This is a genomic window from Streptomyces hokutonensis (genome assembly GCF_000376565.1).
Classification (GTDB): Bacteria; Actinomycetota; Actinomycetes; order Streptomycetales; family Streptomycetaceae; genus Streptomyces; species Streptomyces hokutonensis.
Genome location: NZ_BARG01000014.1, coordinates 198,846 through 216,713, shown reverse-complemented (window position 1 = coordinate 216,713; position 17,868 = coordinate 198,846). Strand labels below are relative to the sequence as shown.

General features: G+C 70.8%; 13 protein-coding genes. 3 read left to right on the top strand and 10 right to left on the bottom strand.

Annotation, left to right across the window (positions count from 1 at the left end; genetic code table 11):
• Nucleotides 1–15: 15 nt before the first annotated feature.
• The gene (gene guaA, locus SSP08S_RS06600) at nucleotides 16–1,584 is read right to left on the bottom strand and encodes a glutamine-hydrolyzing GMP synthase (RefSeq protein ID WP_019066783.1); all 1,569 of its coding nucleotides are present in this window, start codon (nucleotides 1,582–1,584) and stop codon (nucleotides 16–18) included.
• Between the two features lie 386 nt (nucleotides 1,585–1,970).
• Between guaA and SSP08S_RS06595 the strand changes: the two genes are divergently transcribed.
• Complete coding sequence (locus tag SSP08S_RS06595) at nucleotides 1,971–2,228, top strand: chorismate mutase (RefSeq protein WP_019066782.1); 258 nt, start codon at nucleotides 1,971–1,973, stop codon at nucleotides 2,226–2,228.
• A 592-nt stretch (nucleotides 2,229–2,820) separates the two neighbouring features.
• Here the strand turns inward: SSP08S_RS06595 and SSP08S_RS06590 are convergent.
• A complete protein-coding gene (locus SSP08S_RS06590; RefSeq protein ID WP_019066781.1) occupies nucleotides 2,821–3,987 on the bottom strand; it encodes a hypothetical protein in 1,167 nt (388 codons plus the stop codon).
• A 176-nt stretch (nucleotides 3,988–4,163) separates the two neighbouring features.
• On the opposite strand from SSP08S_RS06590, the gene SSP08S_RS06585 reads away from it, so the two are divergent.
• Nucleotides 4,164–5,228 carry an LAETG motif-containing sortase-dependent surface protein gene (locus tag SSP08S_RS06585; protein WP_019066780.1) on the top strand — a complete coding sequence of 355 codons (1,065 nt, stop codon included), beginning with the start codon at nucleotides 4,164–4,166 and terminating at the stop codon, nucleotides 5,226–5,228.
• Between the two features lie 74 nt (nucleotides 5,229–5,302).
• Here the strand turns inward: SSP08S_RS06585 and SSP08S_RS06580 are convergent, their stop codons facing one another.
• The 4 genes from SSP08S_RS06580 to SSP08S_RS06565 all read right to left on the bottom strand — a co-directional run bounded on the left by SSP08S_RS06580 (nucleotide 5,303) and on the right by SSP08S_RS06565 (nucleotide 11,328).
• Nucleotides 5,303–7,081 carry a GMC family oxidoreductase N-terminal domain-containing protein gene (locus tag SSP08S_RS06580; protein ID WP_019066779.1) on the bottom strand — a complete coding sequence of 593 codons (1,779 nt, stop codon included), beginning with the start codon at nucleotides 7,079–7,081 and terminating at the stop codon, nucleotides 5,303–5,305.
• A 29-nt stretch (nucleotides 7,082–7,110) separates the two neighbouring features.
• Complete coding sequence (locus SSP08S_RS06575) at nucleotides 7,111–8,742, bottom strand: succinic semialdehyde dehydrogenase (RefSeq protein WP_019066778.1); 1,632 nt, start codon at nucleotides 8,740–8,742, stop codon at nucleotides 7,111–7,113.
• 148 nt (nucleotides 8,743–8,890) lie between these two features.
• Nucleotides 8,891–10,423, bottom strand: a complete 1,533-nt coding sequence (locus SSP08S_RS06570; RefSeq protein ID WP_019066777.1) for a serine/threonine-protein kinase — start codon at nucleotides 10,421–10,423, stop codon at nucleotides 8,891–8,893.
• A 44-nt stretch (nucleotides 10,424–10,467) separates the two neighbouring features.
• Entirely contained in the window at nucleotides 10,468–11,328 is an 861-nt protein-coding gene (locus SSP08S_RS06565; RefSeq protein WP_019066776.1) for an MBL fold metallo-hydrolase, read from the bottom strand.
• Nucleotides 11,329–11,430: 102 nt separating this feature from the next.
• Between SSP08S_RS06565 and SSP08S_RS06560 the strand changes: the two genes are divergently transcribed.
• A complete protein-coding gene (locus tag SSP08S_RS06560) occupies nucleotides 11,431–12,327 on the top strand; it encodes an AraC family transcriptional regulator (RefSeq protein WP_019066775.1) in 897 nt (298 codons plus the stop codon).
• Here the strand turns inward: SSP08S_RS06560 and SSP08S_RS06555 are convergent.
• From SSP08S_RS06555 to SSP08S_RS06540, 4 genes are all read right to left on the bottom strand, one after another.
• Nucleotides 12,324–12,668 carry a hypothetical protein gene (locus tag SSP08S_RS06555; protein WP_019066774.1) on the bottom strand — a complete coding sequence of 115 codons (345 nt, stop codon included), beginning with the start codon at nucleotides 12,666–12,668 and terminating at the stop codon, nucleotides 12,324–12,326. The two genes, SSP08S_RS06560 and SSP08S_RS06555, sit on opposite strands and share 4 nt — an antisense overlap.
• Before the next feature lie 28 nt (nucleotides 12,669–12,696).
• Complete coding sequence (locus SSP08S_RS54875) at nucleotides 12,697–14,436, bottom strand: LamG domain-containing protein (protein WP_019066773.1); 1,740 nt, start codon at nucleotides 14,434–14,436, stop codon at nucleotides 12,697–12,699.
• A gap of 93 nt (nucleotides 14,437–14,529) precedes the next feature.
• On the bottom strand, nucleotides 14,530–16,116 hold the full coding sequence (locus SSP08S_RS06545; RefSeq protein ID WP_019066772.1) for a serine/threonine-protein kinase: 1,587 nt from the start codon (nucleotides 16,114–16,116) through the stop codon (nucleotides 14,530–14,532).
• Between the two features lie 83 nt (nucleotides 16,117–16,199).
• Nucleotides 16,200–17,855: a serine/threonine-protein kinase gene (locus tag SSP08S_RS06540; protein ID WP_026178242.1), complete on the bottom strand. Its 1,656-nt coding sequence runs from the start codon at nucleotides 17,853–17,855 to the stop codon at nucleotides 16,200–16,202.
• Nucleotides 17,856–17,868: the final 13 nt, after the last annotated feature.

The window sequence follows — 17,868 nt, the reverse complement described above, 5'->3', positions numbered from 1 at the left end:
ATCACAGAGCGGGAATTACTCCCACTCGATGGTCCCCGGGGGCTTCGAGGTGATGTCGAGGACGACTCGGTTGACGTCGGCGACCTCGTTGGTGATGCGGGTGGAGATCTTCGCGAGGACGTCGTACGGCAGGCGGGACCAGTCGGCCGTCATGGCGTCCTCGGAGGAGACCGGGCGCAGGACGATCGGGTGGCCGTAGGTGCGGCCGTCGCCCTGGACGCCCACGCTGCGGACGTCGGCGAGGAGGACCACCGGGCACTGCCAGATCTCGCGGTCCAGGCCGGCCGCGGTCAGTTCCTCGCGGGCGATGGCGTCGGCGTCGCGGAGCAGGTCGAGGCGGTCCTTGGTGACCTCGCCGACGATACGGATGCCGAGGCCGGGGCCGGGGAAGGGCTGGCGCTGGACGATCTCGTCCGGGAGGCCGAGCTCCTGGCCGACCATGCGGACCTCGTCCTTGAAGAGCTTGCGGAGCGGCTCGATCAGCTCGAATTCGAGGTCTTCCGGGAGGCCGCCCACGTTGTGGTGGGACTTGATGTTGGCCGTGCCCGTGCCGCCGCCGGACTCGACGACGTCCGGGTACAGCGTGCCCTGCACCAAGAACGCGACCTCGGGGCCCTCGTCCGCGATGATCTCGGCCTGGGCCTGCTCGAAGACGCGGATGAACTCGCGGCCGATGATCTTCCGCTTCTGCTCCGGGTCGGAGACCCCGGCGAGCGCGGTGAGGAAGCGCTCCTCCGCGTCGACGACGACGAGCTTGACGCCGGTCGCGGCCACGAAGTCCTTCTCGACCTGCTCGGTCTCGCCCTTGCGCATCAGACCGTGGTCGACGTAGACGCAGGTCAGCTGGTCGCCGATGGCGCGGGCGACGAGCGCGGCGGCTACGGCGGAGTCGACGCCGCCGGACAGACCGCAGATGGCGCGCTTGTCGCCGACCTGCTCGCGGATCGCGGCGACCTGCTCGTCGATCACATTGCCGGTGGTCCAGGACGGGGTGAGGCCCGCGCCCCGGTAGAGGAAGTGCTCCAGGACCTGCTGGCCGTGCGTGGAGTGCATGACCTCGGGGTGGTACTGGACGCCGTAGAGCTTCTTCTCGTCGTTCTCGAAGGCGGCGACCGGGACGACGTCCGTGGACGCCGTGACCGTGAAGCCCTCGGGGGCGGCGGAGCAGGCGTCGCCGTGGGACATCCACACGGACTGCTCGTCCGGGGTGCCCTCGAAGAGAGTGGAGGACGAGCGGGAGACGTGCAGGGGCGTACGGCCGTACTCGCGGGCGCCGGTGTTGTCGACGGTGCCGCCGAGGGTCGTCGCCATCAGCTGGAAGCCGTAGCACATGCCGAAGATCGGGACGCCGGCCTCGAACAGCTCGCGGTCCAGGCGGGGGGCGCCCTCCGCGTACACGGACGAGGGGCCGCCGGAGAGGATGATCGCTGCCGGGTTCTTGGCGAGCATCTCGGCGACCGGCATGGTGCTCGGCACGATCTCGCTGTAGACCCGGGCCTCGCGGACGCGGCGGGCGATGAGCTGGGCGTACTGCGCGCCGAAGTCGACGACCAGGACGGTGTCGGGGGCGGGGGTCGCTGACACGGGAGCGTGGCCTTCCGGCGGTGGGGCGGGGAGTCTGGGTACCGATTCTAACGGGGTCGGCGTGGGGCACCTGGTCGTACCGGGGGCTCCGCCCCCGGACCCCCGGGACCTATGCCCACCCACCGCCCGACTCGGTCGGCTCGATCGGCACCGTCAAAGGCAAAAAGACAGCGGGCGCCGTCAAAAGACTCTGTGGCATACTCGCCCCCATGCTCACGCACCCGACCTTCCTCTTTACCTATGGCAACCGGCCCGCCGGCTGCCATGGTCGAGCTGCTTGAGCTACTGACAAGCGACTTTCCAGGCGCCCCGGGCCGACAAGGCCCGGGGCGCCTGTCGTTTCCCGGTCCGTCGGTCCAGGCGTTCCAAGCCACCAGGAGCCCCTCATGACCACCTCCACCCCCGAGCAGACCATCGCCGACGCCCGTGAGCGGATCGACGCTCTCGACGACCGGATCATCGGGCTGATCCAGGAACGGGTCGCCGTGTCCGCCGTCGTGCAGGAGACGCGGATCGCGTCCGGCGGACGGCGGGTGCACCTGTCTCGGGAGAACGAGATCCTCGGCCGCTACAGGGACGCGCTCGGCAAGCCCGGCACCTCGCTCGCGATGACGCTGCTCGAACTGTCGCGGGGGCGGATCTGAGTTCGAGCCCCGTCTCACCCGTACGGCGCGTGACCGCCCCGGGAACCGCTTCGTTGGTGGGGGTGTCCGTGTCAGCCAGGGGCGGGCCCGAAAGAACCACGCGTGGCTCGCTGGGGCGATGAGACGTACGGATCGTGCCGTACGTCGTGGGACCTCGCTCCAGGGTCGTGACCGGACGGCAGGGGACAGCAGCCCGGTCACCCAAGAGAACGGTCGGCTCCGGGGACGCCCGGGGCCGCCCGGCGGAAACTGCAAAAATGCACAAAGCCGGATCGAACGGTTGCGATCGTCGTCTCCATCCAGCACGATGCCTAGAAGCCCCCCGAGCTCTCCTTCGAGCCCCAAGTCCCATAGCAGCCAACCGCATTGCGGTGCACCGTCCCACTGCCAAAGGTCGAGACCAAGCGCGCGCCCCGTGTGCGCCGGGGCGCCGACCCGGGGCACGGAAGACAACTTGAGACCAGCGGCGCAACCCCCCGGCGCCGCTCCCAGGCACCGGCGCTGCCCTGACGTCGGTGCTGACGGAGAAGGGCCCCGCGGCTCCGTCCCGCGGGGCCCTTCGCTTGCCCGTCGGCCATGACCGTGACCGGGTCTAGGTCCGGCTCACCGTCCCGCAGGTGCCCTGGTCCTTGCTGATGTCCTTGCTGCGGTCGTACGGGTCCGTCGTCGGGCCCGAGGGTGTCGCGCCCGTGGGGGACGACGTGGCGTCGGAGTCGAACTGCGGGTGCAGATAGCCGTCGTAGATGTCGCAGGCCGAGTTGCCGAAGTCCGCGTTGTTGCGGGTGAGGGTCAGCAGGCCGGGGGTGGCCTGGTAGCGGGCGGGGTCGAGGATCTCGGTGTCGATCACCCGGCGGACGATGGTGCGGGCGACCTCGGTCGAGCCGTCGGTCCGGACCAGCGGGTAGACGAAGGTGTAGTCGGCGTGGACGGTGACGCCCCCGCTGGAGTCCTTCGCGAAGGTGATGCGGCCGCGGGTCTTCACCACCTTGCCGACCAGCCGTACGTCCTTGGGGTCGAAGCGGCTGAACAGCAGCGTGGGGTCGTTGTCCTTGGTCGGCAGGATCAGGGAGGCCTTCAGCTCGGCGAGCACCTTGGGCTGCTTCGGGTCGAGGACGGCGAGCGCGGCGGACGGGCGGGCGCCGCCGATCGTCTTCGGGTCGAGGTTGGACGCGACGAGCAGGATCTTCGTCTGCTGGAGGGCCAGTTCGACCCGGTCCTTCGAGAAGCCGCCCACGGCGGTCGCCTTCGGCAGGATGATGCCGGCCGCGCCGTCGGCCCAGTTCAGGGCGGGTGAACCGGCGAACGGCCGGTCCAGGGTGGGTATTTGGGGGTCGACGGTGGAGGGCGCGGCGGTCGGGGCGGCGGTCTCCGGGGCGAGCGGGGACGCGGAGTCCGAGTCCGCCTTGGCGCCGAAGGGGTCGCCGGGCAGCAACGAGGGTTTCATCGCGACCACGGCGACGGCCACGGCGAGCGGGACGCCGAGTACGGCCCACAGGCGACGCCTGCGCCGGGACCGCCCGTTCATCTCCTGCCAGGCCGGACCGGTGCGCCAGCCCTCGGGCTGCTCGGCCTTCTTCAGCCGCTCGGTCACCTGGCGGGCGCGCGCGGACGGTTCCTTCTGTGCGGAGGCCCGGATGTCACGCTCCGTGTCACGGGCGAACTTGTCCCAGACGTCGTCGGGGATCTCCGGGGTCGAGGACGGTTCCTCGGACGGTTTGTCAGACACCAGGTAGTTGTAGGCGCCCGAAAGCGTGTTCACAAGCAGAACCTGGGTGTGACACAGCCCACATAAGGATTAGGTGAGGATTCGCACAACCATTCACAGGTTTCCCGGGTCACACCTGCATAACAAGGGCCACACCCGCGCCCCACACGCGGAGCCCTCCGACCCAGCGTGCTGCACTGTCGCAGCACTCCGGACTTCTTGAGGACTTCATGAAGCTTCGCCGTGTCATGGCCACGGTCGCCGCGACGGCCGCCATCGCCCCCCTCGCCCTGCTGTCGGCGCCGGCCGCGTTCGCCGACGGCGACTCGCCGGTCACGTCGTCCAGCAGCCCGGCGGCCGAGGACAGCACCCCGGCGGCCGACGCGAGCACCCCCGCGGCCGACGACAGCACTCCCGCGTCGGACACGAGCAGCCCGGCGGCGGACACCAGCACCCCCGCCTCGGACACCAGCTCCCCGGCGGCGGACACCAGCAGCCCGGCCGCGTCGGACTCCCCGAGCGGGAGCACGTCGCCGAGCCCGTCCGCCTCGCCGAGCAAGCCGTCCGACGACTTCGACCCGTACGCGGACTGCAAGACGTTCGACCTGGACGAGAAGCTCTCCGCGTCGATCACCGGGCTGCCGAACAAGATCGTCGCCGGTTCCGGCTGGCACACCTTCAAGTTCGTGGTGAAGAACGCCTCGGACAAGGACCTGCAGAACGTCTGGATCAACGCGCTCACCGAGTACAGCGACGACGTGAACGAGGACTCCTCGCTCATGCTCGACCTGGCCGAGATCCAGCTGAAGCAGGACGGCAAGTGGACCGACTCCTACCAGGAGACCGTCGGCACCGGCAGCGACGAGACCACGCTGTCCGGCAGCATCGTCGCGGTGCTGCCCACCCTGGAGAAGCAGTCCTCGACCACGCTCGACCTGCGCGTGAAGATCAAGTCCTCGGCCCCCGCGGGCTCGTCGTTCGCGCTGAGCCAGGCGGTGTACGCGGGCAAGGGTGAGTCCTGCTACGTCAACGGCGACTACTACGAGTTCTCCGTGCTCGCCGCCGGCAGCAGCGAGCCGGGCGACGTCGGCGAGGCCAAGCCGACCGGCCAGAAGCCGACCGGGACCAGCGACGTGAAGCCCCAGGGCTCGGTCAACGAGGCCACGGGCAACCTGGCCGAGACCGGCTCCAGCTCCGCCCTGCCGGTGATCGGCCTCGTGGGCGGCGCGGCCGTCGTCGCGGGTGCCGCCGCCGTGGTCATGGTGCGCCGCCGCAAGACCGGAGAGAGCGCGTAATCACGTAGCTCGCTCGACAAAGGACCTGCGCTCGGAGGGGGGCGCAGGTCCTTCTGTTTGTGCCGAACACCTTTCTACGACTTCGGCGGCACCGTCGGCATCCCCAGGAACGGCAGCTTCAGCGCGCCGAACGCGCCCTCGGGGACCGCCGGTTGGCTCGGCTCCACCGGCTTCAGCCGTTCGTACGACGCCCCTTGGCGCGGACGCGGGTCGGGCTCGCCCTTGTTGGGCCAGTACGACATCGCGCGCTCGGCCTGCGCGGTGATGGTGAGCGACGGATTGACGCCGAGGTTCGCGGAGACGGCCGCGCCGTCGACGACCGAGATGCCGGGGTGGCCGTAGAGGCGGTGGTACGGGTCGATCACGCCGGTCTCGCGGGAGGCGCCGATGGGGCAGCCGCCGAGGAAGTGGGCGGTGAGCGGGGTGCCCATCAGTTCACCGACGTTGGAGCCGGCGAAGCCGTTGATCTCGGCCGCGATGGCCGCCGCGGCCTCCGAAGCCGCCCTGATCTGCTTGGGGTTGGGAGCACCGTGCCCCTGACGGGCCGTCAATAGCCCTTTCCCTACCCCATCTTGCTTCATATATGTGGTCAGGGAGTTGTCCAGCGACTGCATCACCAGGCCGATGATGGTCCGTTCCGACCAGCGGCGGTTGGAGAGGGAGCGGAGGACCAGGAGCGGGTGGCGGGCCGCGTTCGCCAGCCAGGCCAGCACCCTCGACGAGCCCTCGGCGTACGGGACTTGGAGGATCGAGAGGCCGCCCATCGAGTTGGAGCCCTTGCCGTAGCGGACCGGTTCGATGTGGGTGTTCTCGTCGGGGTGGATCGAGGAGGTGATGGCGACTCCGCGGGTGAAGTCGGCCTTCGGGGTGCCGGTCGCCCTGCGGTAGCGGCGGTCGTTCGTCTGGGCGCCGACCAGCGCCTCCGAGTTGGTGCGGGTGAGTTCGCCCAACTTCTCCGAGAGGTACGGCAGTTGGCCGCCCGCCTTCATGCGGTGCAGCAGGGTCTGGGTGCCGTAGGTGCCTGCGGCGAGGACGACCTGGCGGGCCTTGAAGGTGCGGCCCTCGGACTTCCGGCGAGCGTCGGTCGGCAGGGTCGCGACCGCGTAGCCGCCCTGCGAGTCGTCCGTGACGGACACGACCGTCGTCATCGGGTGGACCTCGGCGCCCGCCTTCTCGGCGAGGTGGAGGTAGTTCTCGTTGAGGGTGTTCTTGGCGCCGTGCCGGCAGCCCGTCATGCACTCGCCGCACTCGGTGCAGGCCTTGCGGGCCGGGCCCGCGCCGCCGAAGTACGGGTCCGCGACCTGCTCGCCGGGCCTGGCCTTCGCGGTGCCGTCGGCGTCCTCGCCGTCACCGAAGAAGACGCCGACCGGGGCCATGTGGAAGGTGTCCCCCACGCCCATCCGCTGCGCCGCCGCCTTCAGATGGACGTCGGACGGGGTCATCGTCGGGTTGAGCCGTACGCCGAGCATGCGGCGGGCCTGGTCGTAGTACGGGGCCAACTCCTCCTGCCAGTCCGTGATGTCGCGCCACTGGGGGTCCTCGAAGAACGGCTTCGGCGGGACGTACAGGGTGTTGGCGTAGTTCAGGGAGCCGCCGCCCACGCCCGCGCCGGCGAGGACCATGACGTTGCCCAGCAGGTGGATGCGCTGGAGGCCGTAGAGGTTGAGCCTGGGGGCCCAGAGGTAGTTCTTGAGGTCCCAGGAGTTCTTGGGGAGCGTCGATGGGGTGAAGCGGCGGCCGGCTTCCAGGACACCTACGCGGTAGCCCTTCTCCGTCAGGCGCAGGGCGGTTACGGAACCACCGAAGCCCGAGCCGACGACGATGACGTCGTAGTCGTAGGTGTCCTGTGACACATGCTCTCCTCGTTGAGAAGCAGGGACTGCTACTTGAGACGCAGGGCCTTCATCACCCTCAGGCTGCGGCTCATGAACTGCGCGTACGCCTCGTCGGTCATCCCCAGCGAAGGCGCCATCGGCAACAGCCGCTGCTGCGCGACCGTTTGGGCCTCGGTGTACTTGAGGATGCCCTCGGAGCCGTGGCGGCGGCCGAGGCCGGAGTCCTTCATGCCGCCCATGGGGGACTGGACGCTGCCGTAGGCGGAGGCGTAGCCCTCGTTGACGTTGACCGTGCCGGTGCGCAGGCGGGCGGCGACGGCGCGGCCGCGGCGGCCGTCCTTCGTCCAGACCGAGGAATTGAGGCCGTAGGACGTGGAGTTGGCCGCTTCCACCGCCTCGTCCTCGGTCGTGAAGCGGTAGATGGAGACGACCGGGCCGAAGGTCTCCTCGCCGCACACCGACATGGGGGCCTCGACGCCGTCGAGGATGGTCGGTTCGAAGAAGTACGGGCCGATGTCCGGGCGGGCGACTCCGCCCGCGAGCACCTTGGCGCCCTTGGCGACGGCCTCCTCCACGTGGCGCGTCACCGTCTCCAACTGGCGCTCCCCCACGAGCGATCCCATGTCGGCGCCGTAGGCGAGGGAGGTGCCCAGGCGCATGGCCTTGGTGCGGGCGGCGAAGCGCTCCAGGAAGGCGTCGGCGATCGACTCGTGGACGTACAACCGCTCGATGGAGATGCAGAGTTGGCCGGCGGAGGAGAAGCAGGCGCGGACCGCCCCGGCCGCTGCCTTGTCGAGGTCGGCGTCCTCCAGGACCAACATGGCGTTCTTTCCGCCGAGTTCGAGGGAGACACCGACGAGGCGGGCGGCGGCGCCCTGCGCGACCTCGCGGCCCGTGCGGGTGGAGCCGGTGAAGGAGACGTAGTCGGCGTGCTTGACGACCTCGGGGCCGACCACCGGGCCCTCGCCCAGGACGACCTGGAAGACGTCGGCGGGCAGGCCGGCCTCGATGAGGAGGTCGCGGGCCCAGAGGGCGGTCAGGCAGGTCTCCGTGTCCGGCTTCATGACGACCGCGTTGCCCGCGACGAAGGCCGGGAGGGCGTCGCCCACGGAGAGTTCGAGCGGGTAGTTCCAGGGGGCGATCTGACCAACTACTCCGCGCGGGTGGCGGAGTTCGGTGACCTTGGTGAGGGTCGGGACGGCGCCGGTGTGCCGCTTGGGCTTGAGGTAGGCGGGGGCCTTGCGGCCGTAGTGGCGGGCCGCGACGGCGACGGCCTGGACCTCCTCGTGCGCGTGCAGCCGTGCCTTGCCGGTCTCCAGCTGGATCAGGTCGAGGACCTCGGCCTGGCGGGCGAGCACCAGGTCGTGGAAGCGGAGCAGAACGGCCGCGCGCTGCCGTACCGGCGTCTGTACCCACAGGGCCTGGGCGGCGCGCGCCGCGTCGAAGGCCTTCGCCACGTCCTCGGGGGTGGACTCGGGCAGGTCGGCCAGCTTCTCGCCGGTGAACGGCGTGTGGTTGGCGGTCCGCCCGGAACCGGCCACACCCTTCGTGAGCTGGGCGATCAGCTCCGGGGTGACCACGTCGGCGGCGGTACGGGCGCCTGTGGGGGCCGGCGCGAGGGGGTTTGTGCCGGTCGTCGTTTCCGTACCGGTCTTTTCCGGGGCCTGCGAGTCCGTCATGTGCGGCAGGGTATGCCGCCACGAGGGGTTTGGGTACCCGTCGGTAATCGGGATTCACCAGGCGCTCACACCGCGCCAGCGATCACTGGCAACGAATGTGCTGATCAGGGCGTTGTGCGGGGACGATCATCACGGGATCCCCTCCGGCTCACTTTTTCGGGAGGGCGAGCCGGGCCCGGGCGCCCTTGAAGAGCGCGGTGCCCTTCTTCTCCGCGGGTGTCCCCTTGGGCATGTCCACGCGCAGCTCGTACATGCGCTGGTCGGCGGTGCGGACGATCAGGGCCATGGCGCGGGTCGGGACGCCGGACTGCGTGTAGGTGGTGTCGGCGAGGACCGCGTCCTTGTTCCCGCGGAAGCTGGTGCGGGTGTACTGCGGGTTCGCCGTGCCCCGGCCCAGGGCGCGCGCTTCGGCGAGGGGCGGGTCGGCGGCCTTGTCCCACTCGATGAGGCTGACGCGGAGGGCGCCGGTGCCGTAGGTGACGGTGCGGGTGCCGGCTGCCGCCTGTGTCTCGAGAAGCTGGTACTGGGGCGGGAGGAAGAGGACCGCGTTCATACCGTCCCGCTGGTGAGCGGTCCAGGAGTCCGAGTCCTTGCCGAGGAATCTCTCCAGGACGGTGCCGAGGACGAGGCCCGCGAGGAGGAGTGCCCCGAGGGTGATGAGGAGGGTGCGGCGGGGGCGGGACTTGGGCTTGGGCTTGGGCTTGGATTCGGGCTTGGGCTCAGATTCGGCTTCGGGTTCGGGTTCCGGTACGGCTTCGGGGGCGGTGGCCGCTTCTTCAAGCTCGGCGTCGGGCTCCGCGTCGTGCTCCGCGTCCTGGACGGCGACCGTCGGATCCGGTACGTCCTTCCCCGCGGCCACCGCCTCCAGTACCGCGCCGACCTCCTCCGCCCCCGGCCGCTCCTCCGGGTCGCGGGCCAACATCCTTACGATCAGCGGTCCGAGAGGCCCCGCCCGGGTCGGCTCGGGTGGTTCGCCGGACAGGATCGCGCCGAGGGTGGACTCCACGGTCGTACGGCGGAAGGGGGAGGCGCCTTCGACGGCCGCGTAGAGGAGGACGCCGAGGGACCACAGGTCGGAGGCCGGCCCGGCGCCGGTGCCGGACATGCGCTCGGGGGCGATGAATTCGAGCGAGCCGACGAACTCGCCGCTGGCGGTGAGGGATTCCTCGCCCTGGATGTGCGCGATGCCGAAGTCGGTGAGGACGACCCGCTCGTGGGGGCCGAGCAGGACGTTGGCGGGCTTCACGTCACGGTGCACTATCCCCACGGCGTGCGCGGCGCTCAGGGCGCCGAGGACGGCTCGGCCGATGCGCGCCGCGTCGGCGGGGGCGAGGCGTCCGCGCCTGAGCAGTTCGTGCAGGGACTCGCCACGCACCAACTCCATGACGATCCAAGGGAGTTGGTCGTCCTCGATGACGACGTCGTGGATGGCGACGGCGGAGGGGTGGTCGACCCTGGCGGCGGCACGGGCCTCGCGGTAGAGGCGGTGGGCGGCGCGCTGGAACTCCTCGTCCTCCGGGTCGCCGGGCAACCGCGGCTGTTTCACGGCGACTTCGCGGTCCACGAGTTCGTCGAAGGCCCGCCATACGGTGCCCATGCCGCCGGAACCGATCCGTTCGAGCAGCCGGTAGCGACCGCCGACCAGCCGTCCGTCGCGCACCTGTTCGCCGACTTCGCTCATGCCCCATCAGTACCGTGCCGGATACGGCCTTGTCGACGCGCGTCCTACTTCCCGAGCGTCAGCGTGTCGCCGACCCGCCGTACCTCCGCGACCCCGCTCCCGCCGAAGTGCGCCGGAATCACCAACTCCCCGTCGTCCGCCGCCCGTTCGAGCACGCGCCGACGGCTCCGGGCGGCCTGCCGGGGGTCGAGGCAGAAGCAGCTGCTGCACTCGGGGTGCGCGATCTGGACCGGACTGTGCAGCAAGTCCCCGACGAACACGGCCCGTTCACCGCCCGAGGCGACCCGGAGGACGGACGACCCCGGAGTGTGTCCGGGCGCGGACTCCAGCGTGAGGTGTTCGTCGACGCGGTGGGTGCCGTCCCACAGGGTGGCAAGACCGGCGCGGTGCACGGGCGCGACGCTGTCCTCGTAGGCCAGGCGGTCGTCGGGCCGCACCCCGCCGCCGTAGTTGTTCTCGGGGCCGAAGTGGAAGTCGTCGGCGGCGGGGAGGAGGTAGCTCGCGTTGGGGAACAGCGGCTGCCAACTCCCGTCCACGTCATGGGTGTTCCAGCCGATGTGGTCGCCGTGGATGTGGGTGTTGACGACGACGTCGACCTCCTCCGGCCGTACGCCGGCCCGCGCCAGCCGGCCCGGCAGGTCGCCCTGGCTCATGTGGAACAGCGGATTGCCGGGCCGTTCCCGGCCGTTGCCGACGCCGGTGTCCACGAGCACGGTCCGGCCGGCGCTGCGCAGCACCCAGGTCTGGAGCGCCACGACAGCGGGCGTCTCGTGGTCGTCCGGCCACGCTTCGGGGGGCAGGTCCGGGACGAGGGTCAGGACAGGCACGTAGGGCCTCTCCCACTCGACGACTCGGGCGACTTCGACGTCACCGATCACGAAGGTCTGTACGTTGTTCTCGGTCATGGAAATGAGCCTAGGAGGCCAGAGATGAGTGTCTCAATGCGAGATCTGCTCACTTGGATACGCATACGGCTCACCGGCGCACCCCTGTCGTAGGGTGGCCGTATGGACGTGGTGAGCGACGCGATCTCCGCCGTACGGACCGGGCGGGCCTCCTCCAACCGGCTGCGGGTGGGCGGGAGTTGGTGCACGCGGCTGGCGCCGTACGCGGGTGCGGGGTTCCATGTCGTGCTCGCGGGGAGTTGTCGGCTGGTGCCGGACGGGGGCGGTGAGCCGGTCGCGCTGGGCGCCGGGGATGTCGTACTGCTACCGCACGGTGCGGGGCATGTGCTGGCCGATCCGTCCGGCGACACGGCACGGGCGGTGCCGTTCGAGGAGATGCGCCGGCCGGTCGGGGACGGGCCCGAGGTGGAGCTGCTGTGCGGGAAGTACCGGCTGGACCGGAGCCGTACGCATCCGCTGATGGCGGAGCTGCCGGAGGTGGTCCATCTGCCGAACCGGGTCGGCCGCCATCCCGAACTCCGGGCCGCCGTGGACCTGTTGGCACAGGAGTTGGACGAACGGCGGCCGGGGGCCTGCCTGGCGCTGCCGAGCCTGCTCGACCTGCTGCTGATCTACATGGTGCGGGCGTGGATGAGCGAGGCGGAGAACGGCAGTTGGCCGTCGGTGCTGAGCGATCCGGTGACCACGGCCGCGCTCCGGGCGCTGCACTCCGACCCGGCCGCCCCCTGGACCAACGACCGGCTGGCCGCGGCGGCGGGCGTGTCCCGGGCGACGCTGGCCCGCCGGTTCACCGCGCTGGTGGGGCGGGCGCCGATGGCGTATCTGACGTGGTGGCGGCTGACGTTGGCGGCGACCCGCCTGCGGGACACGGACGCCTCGCTGGCAACTGTGGCCCGTGAGGCGGGATATGGGAGCCCGTACGCCCTGTCGCACGCGTTCAGCCGGGAGTTCGGGGTGACGCCGGGGAAGTACCGCGACTCGGGCGAGGTCCGGGCCTAGTCGCCGTCGGGATCGTCGTACTCCTCCGCGAGCCGGAGTCCGAGGTCGGACTCCCACTCCAGGGCCCACTGCCGCAGTTGCTCGGTCTGTTCCGCGTCGAGTCCGTGCGTCGCGAACTCCTCGTCGCTCATCCAGACCACGCCCTCCAGCCGGTCCCGCAGGCCGAGGAGGTCGAACTCCGGTCCTGCGTACCGCAGTCCGAGCTGTTCGAGTTCGACGACGGAGAAGTGGCGGCAGGCCGCGCGCACGGCGAGCACGTCCTGCGGCAGACCTCGGTCGGCGAGCGCGCGCACGCTCGCGACCGCCAGGTCCTCGTGACTCGTCGTCTCCGGTGTCCCCACCGCCAACTCCCCTTACCCCAGCGCCCGGTCAGGCATCCGAGCCGCCCAGTCGCAGCATCGCCAGCCGGGTCTGGTCGAGCACGCCGGCGTAGGTGTGGACCTCGTCGAGCTCACCGGTCAGGTAGTCCGTCCCGGTGCCCGCCGTGATGCTGCGGCCGATCTGGAGGTCGCCGGTGGGGGTCCAGGTGTCCTTGCCCGTCACGCTCGCGGAGTCGGAGGCGTAGATGTCGTCGACGTACAGGCGGAGTTGGTCCGTCTTCTCGTCGTAGACCACGGCGAGGAACTCGTCCTCCCCCGCCCCGAACGGCGAGACGGGCGCGGTGACCGTGGTGGTCGGTGCGTCGGCGCTGTCCTCGTGGGCGACCACGGCCTGCCAGGACTGGGACGCGGCGACATAGCGCAGGGTGAACAGGCTGGTGTGCAGCCCGGGTTGGGACAGAAGGGTCATGTCGTGCGTGGCCGTGCCCCCGTCGATGCGGACGTGGGTCGTGACGGAGAAGCCCGCGTCGGTCGGGCGTACCGCGTCCGGGGTGGTGGCGTAGTCGCCGTCGCCGTCCAGGAGGAGGTCGCCGTAGCCCACCATGGGGTACCGATCCGGGGTGCAGTCGGGGTTCACGTCGCAGTCGTCGGCGGCCGTGTAGATCGACGCGTCGCCGGCCAGGGTGAGCGGCGCACCGCCCGCGTACTCGGGACTGCTGCCGCCGGTCGCCGTCTCCAGGTCCCAGTAGCCCTGGCGCTGCGGGGTGCGGGTGGCGGCGGCCGTGATCTCCCCGGGGACGTAGACGCGGTCCCAGACGTTCACGTCGGTGAGCAGGCCGTGCCAGTGCGCGGTGCCGTCGGTGGCCCCGGTGTCTCCGGTGGCCCCGGTGGCCCCGGTGTCGCCTTCGGAGCCGAGCCGCAGGGGACCCGCGCCGCCGGCTGCGACCGTGTTCCCGTCCGTGGCCACGAGGTCGCCGTCGACGTAGAGGCGGGCCGTGTGCTGCTCGGCGTCGTACACGCCGACGAGATGGGCCCACTCGCCCGGCTCGGGGGAGCCGCCGGTGAGGTGTACGGAGCCGCCGCTCGTGGTGGGCAGCGAGAAGGACCAAGTGGGCGCACTGCTCGTGGAGTTGGCCGTCAGACCGAGGGTGAAGCCGGTGCGGCTCACGGCGGTCATGTCGGCGTCGAGCGTGTCCGGGCGGACCCAGGCGCCGACCGAGAAGATCTTCGCCGTGTCCACCGCAGAGCCGAGCGTGGCGTACGCCTCGTCCGTGCCGTCGAACCGGGCGGCGGAGGCGATGCTCGTCCCGGTGGGGCCCTGCGCGTCGGGGGTGACGCCGGTGCCGGTGTCCGCGCCGGAGTCGTGCTGCGGGTCCCAGTGGGTGACCGCCGCCCGGCCCGACTTGACCCGGACGAAGTAGGTCGTCCTGGCGCTGACGTTCCCCGCGGCGTCGATCGCCTGGGCGTAGAGGTACGTCGGGCTGTTCGTCTGCGGCAGCCAGCGCAGGGAGACCGCGGCGCCGGGCTCGGCCGGCTTGAGGGTCTGTGGAAGGCCGCCCATCCACTCGTAGCGGTACGACACCACGTCGTCGGACGCCGAGTCGAAGACGAAGGTGCCGTAACTGCCCACCCCGTCATGCTCGTTACTGTCGTCCGGGTACTCCGCCGACGAGACCACCGGCGCCTGTGGCGCCTCGGTGTCGCCCGCCGCCGTCGCGACTCCCGTCATGGTGGCGGTGGTCAGTGCCACGGCCGCGCAGGTCACCGCGGCGCGTCTCCACTCGGACATCCTCAAGGTCAATCCCCTCCCAAGATCCGGCAAAGAGAGAATGACCTCAACTGCCGCCACTGGCAACGCAATTGAGCTCGGTGAGCCCACCGCTCACAGGCTGTCGACGTCCAGGTTGGCGATCGCCGCCCTCGCCACCTCGCGGCCACGGGCGGTGAAGTCGCCCTTGCCCGGGTAGCTGACGGTGAGCCGGTACATGTCCCCGGCGGAGGTCTTGTAGTAGAGGATCCGCAGCTCGCGGGGCAGGGGGTTCAGGCTGTCGTCGGAGTCGTAGACGACCGTGTTCTCGGCGGACGGTTCGCCCCGGTAGGTGCCGGTCGGCTTCGGGACGGTCGTCGCGGCCTTGCCCATGTCGAGGTCGACGCTGCCGTTGGTCTTGAAGTCGCCGTTGTCCGAGTACATTTCGGCCGCCGCCGAGTCCTTGATGTACCCGTTGGTGTCCTCGGACTTCTTGTCGAGGCTCAGGAAGACCCAGATGCTGCCGCTCGGGTCGGTGTACGTGACCCAGTGGCTCTTGTCCGAAGTACGGTCGGGAGTTGTCCTCTTGTATGCGGCCGGGACGGCGAGCGTCGCGGCCACGTCGGACTCGTGATGCTTCTTCCAGCCGTCCGGCAGCGGCCCCGCGAACGGGTTCGCGAACACCAGGTACGCGGCCGCCACCGCGCCCGCGACGACCACGGCACCGAGCCCGAGCCACGCCTTGCGGCCCAACCGGCGCTTTCCCGGGGCCCGTTGGACGTACCGCACCTCCTGCGTCGACGCCGGAGCCGGCGGGTTCGCCACCGATTCGAGTACGGCGCGCACCCGGGCCGCGTCCGGGCGGCTCGCGGGGTCCTTGGCCAGCAGGACGGTGATGAGCTCGGCGAGCGGACCCGGCGCCGAAACCGGCGGCGCGGGCACGGAGTTGAGGACCGACTGAAGGGTGGCGGGGGTGTTGCTGCGGCGGAACGGGGAGACGCCCTCCGTCGCCGCGTACAGGACCACGCCGAGGGACCACAGGTCGGAGGCGGGTCCCGGGCGCTGGCCCAACACCCGTTCCGGCGCGATGTATTCGGGCGAGCCGACGAAGCCGCCGGTGTCGGTCAGGTTCGTCTCGCCCTCGATCTGGGCTATCCCGAAGTCGGTCAGCACGACCCGGTCGTGGCGGCCGAGCAGGACGTTGTCCGGCTTGACGTCACGGTGCAGGACGCCCGCCGCGTGCGCGGCTTCCAGGGCGCCCAGCACCTGGAGGCCGATCCGGGCCGCGTCGCGCGCGCCGAGGGTGCCCTCCTGCAGCACCTCGCCCAGGGAGCGGCCGGTCACCAGCTCCATCACGATCCACGGCCGGCCGTCGACGACGGCCACGTCGTGCACGGTCACGACAGCAGGGTGATCGAGCCGGGCCGCCGCGCGTGCCTCGCGGCGCATTCGTTCGAACGCGTTGTCACGTTCGCGTTCGGGAAGGTTGTCCGGAACACGAGGTTCCTTGACGGCGACCTCGCGGTCCATCGTCTCGTCCCGGGCGCGCCACACCGTGCCCATACCACCGTGCCCGAGCTTGCCGAGCAGCCGGTAGCGCCCGGCGATCAGACGTCCGGTGCCGGTGTCCCGCGCGGGTTGCGGCACCTTCGGTCTCGGCGGTTGCAGAACAAAACTCGTCGTCTCGTCGGACCCGCCGCCCTGACCCCCGTCGCTGCTCATGGGTCCATCCATATCGCGGCGACCGCTCCCGTATCCACAGGGAACGCGTTCCGGTCACACACCCGTGACTCGAACGGTCACCTTTATTGCTTTTGCTCCGGTACGAACGTGTCCAGCGCCACGTCGAAGTACTCCTTCGCCTCCCGCACCTTCCCGACCGGCGCCGACACCCACACGTCGTACATCCGGCCACCCGCCTCCCAGCACAGGTCGTAGGTGTGCCGGGGCCCCTCCGCCGTGCTGAAGCCGTTCCAGGTGAACTCCCAGAGCGCGGCGGGGTGTCCGTAGTGGGTGGTGTCGGTGACCTTGCCGTCGTGGTAACCGGGGTTCGTGTCCGCCCCCTTGGCCGCCGCGCTCTTCATCACCGCGAGCGGGCCGCCCGCCGCGGGGTCCGACATCTTGATGCCGAGCCGGAAGGTCTCCCCCGGCGACATGTAGAAGATGCGCTCGCCCTGCGGGACGCGCGTGAAGTCCTCCGGTACGGCGAGCGCGAAGCCGTCGGGGTCGTGGGCGACGCGGTAACCGGAGGGCGCGGTGGGGGTGTTGGCGGTCTTCGAAGGCGAGGGCGTGGCCGAACGGGTGGGTGACGGTGACGTCGTACCGGCGCTCGTGGAGGTCAACGGCGCCGAACTCACCGGCGGGGAAGCCTCCTTGTCGTCCCCGCGCATCAACAGCGCCGCCGCCGACACCCCCGCACCCGCCATCGCCGCGACCAGCAACGCGGCCACGAGGACACCGCGCGTGGAACGCCGAGGGGGCGGCACTTCCGTGGCGGGGGGCGTGGGTGACGGTGTCGACGGTTGGGGTGGTGGCGCCAACTCCCGCAGCGGAACGTCCTTTTGGGTCGGCGTATAACCGGGCGAGGCACCCCCGGCCGCCGCCTTCGGTGTGCGCCCCGTCTTCAGGAAGGCGCGCAGCATCCGCTCGGCCTCCGCCGCCCCCAGCCGCCGTTCCGGATCGCGTTCGAGCAGTCCCCGTACGACGGGCAGCAGCGGCCGGGCCTCTTCGGGTGGCCGGATCTCGTCGAAGACGACGGCGTGCAGGATGCCGCCCAACGAGTCGCGCCGGAACGGCGATTCGCCGCTCAGCACCGTGCACAGCAGCGCGCCCAGGGACCACAGGTCGGACGCGGGACCGGTCCGCACGCCGGACATCCGCTCCGGCGCGGTGTACTCGGGCGAGCCGACGAACGCGCCGTTCTCGGTGAGCGTCGTGGCGCCCGCGACCTGCGCGATACCGAAGTCGGTCAGGACGACTCGATCGGCGTCGGCCTCGTCGGAAGCGGTCTCCAGCAGCACGTTCGCCGGTTTGATGTCCCGGTGCAGGACGCCCGCCGCGTGCGCCGTGCGCAGCGCGCCGAGGAGGGCGACACCGATCCGCGCGGCTTCGGCGGCGTCGACGGGGCCGTGCGTGGAGATCCGGTCGGCGAGCGAGCCGCCGTCGATCAACTCCATGACGATGTACGGCCGTTCGTCCTGCTCGACGACGTCATGGACGACGATGATGTGCGGATGCCGCAGCTGCGCGACCGCCCGCGCCTCGCGCAGCGTCCGGTCGCGGTGCTGCCGGGCCTCCTCCTCGGAGAGCGAGTCGTCCTGCGCGATCTCCTTGACGGCGACCTGCCGGCCCAGCAGTTGGTCGGTCGCCCGCCACACGACGCCCATGCCGCCGCGCCCGAGCCGCTTCTCCAGTCGGTAGCGCCCGGCGATCACCCGGACGCTGTCCCCCTCGGTCCCCATGCGCACCATCATG

Coding starts and splice junctions, on each gene's coding strand:
- SSP08S_RS06595 (WP_019066782.1), top strand. CDS start 1,971: ATGACCACCTCCACCCCCGAGCAGACCATCGCCGACGCCCGTGAGCGG.
- SSP08S_RS06585 (WP_019066780.1), top strand. CDS start 4,164: ATGAAGCTTCGCCGTGTCATGGCCACGGTCGCCGCGACGGCCGCCATC.
- SSP08S_RS06575 (WP_019066778.1), bottom strand. CDS start 8,742: ATGACGGACTCGCAGGCCCCGGAAAAGACCGGTACGGAAACGACGACC.
- SSP08S_RS06570 (WP_019066777.1), bottom strand. CDS start 10,423: ATGAGCGAAGTCGGCGAACAGGTGCGCGACGGACGGCTGGTCGGCGGT.
- SSP08S_RS06565 (WP_019066776.1), bottom strand. CDS start 11,328: ATGACCGAGAACAACGTACAGACCTTCGTGATCGGTGACGTCGAAGTC.
- SSP08S_RS06560 (WP_019066775.1), top strand. CDS start 11,431: ATGGACGTGGTGAGCGACGCGATCTCCGCCGTACGGACCGGGCGGGCC.
- SSP08S_RS54875 (WP_019066773.1), bottom strand. CDS start 14,436: ATGTCCGAGTGGAGACGCGCCGCGGTGACCTGCGCGGCCGTGGCACTG.
- SSP08S_RS06545 (WP_019066772.1), bottom strand. CDS start 16,116: ATGAGCAGCGACGGGGGTCAGGGCGGCGGGTCCGACGAGACGACGAGT.
- SSP08S_RS06540 (WP_026178242.1), bottom strand. CDS start 17,855: ATGGGGACCGAGGGGGACAGCGTCCGGGTGATCGCCGGGCGCTACCGA.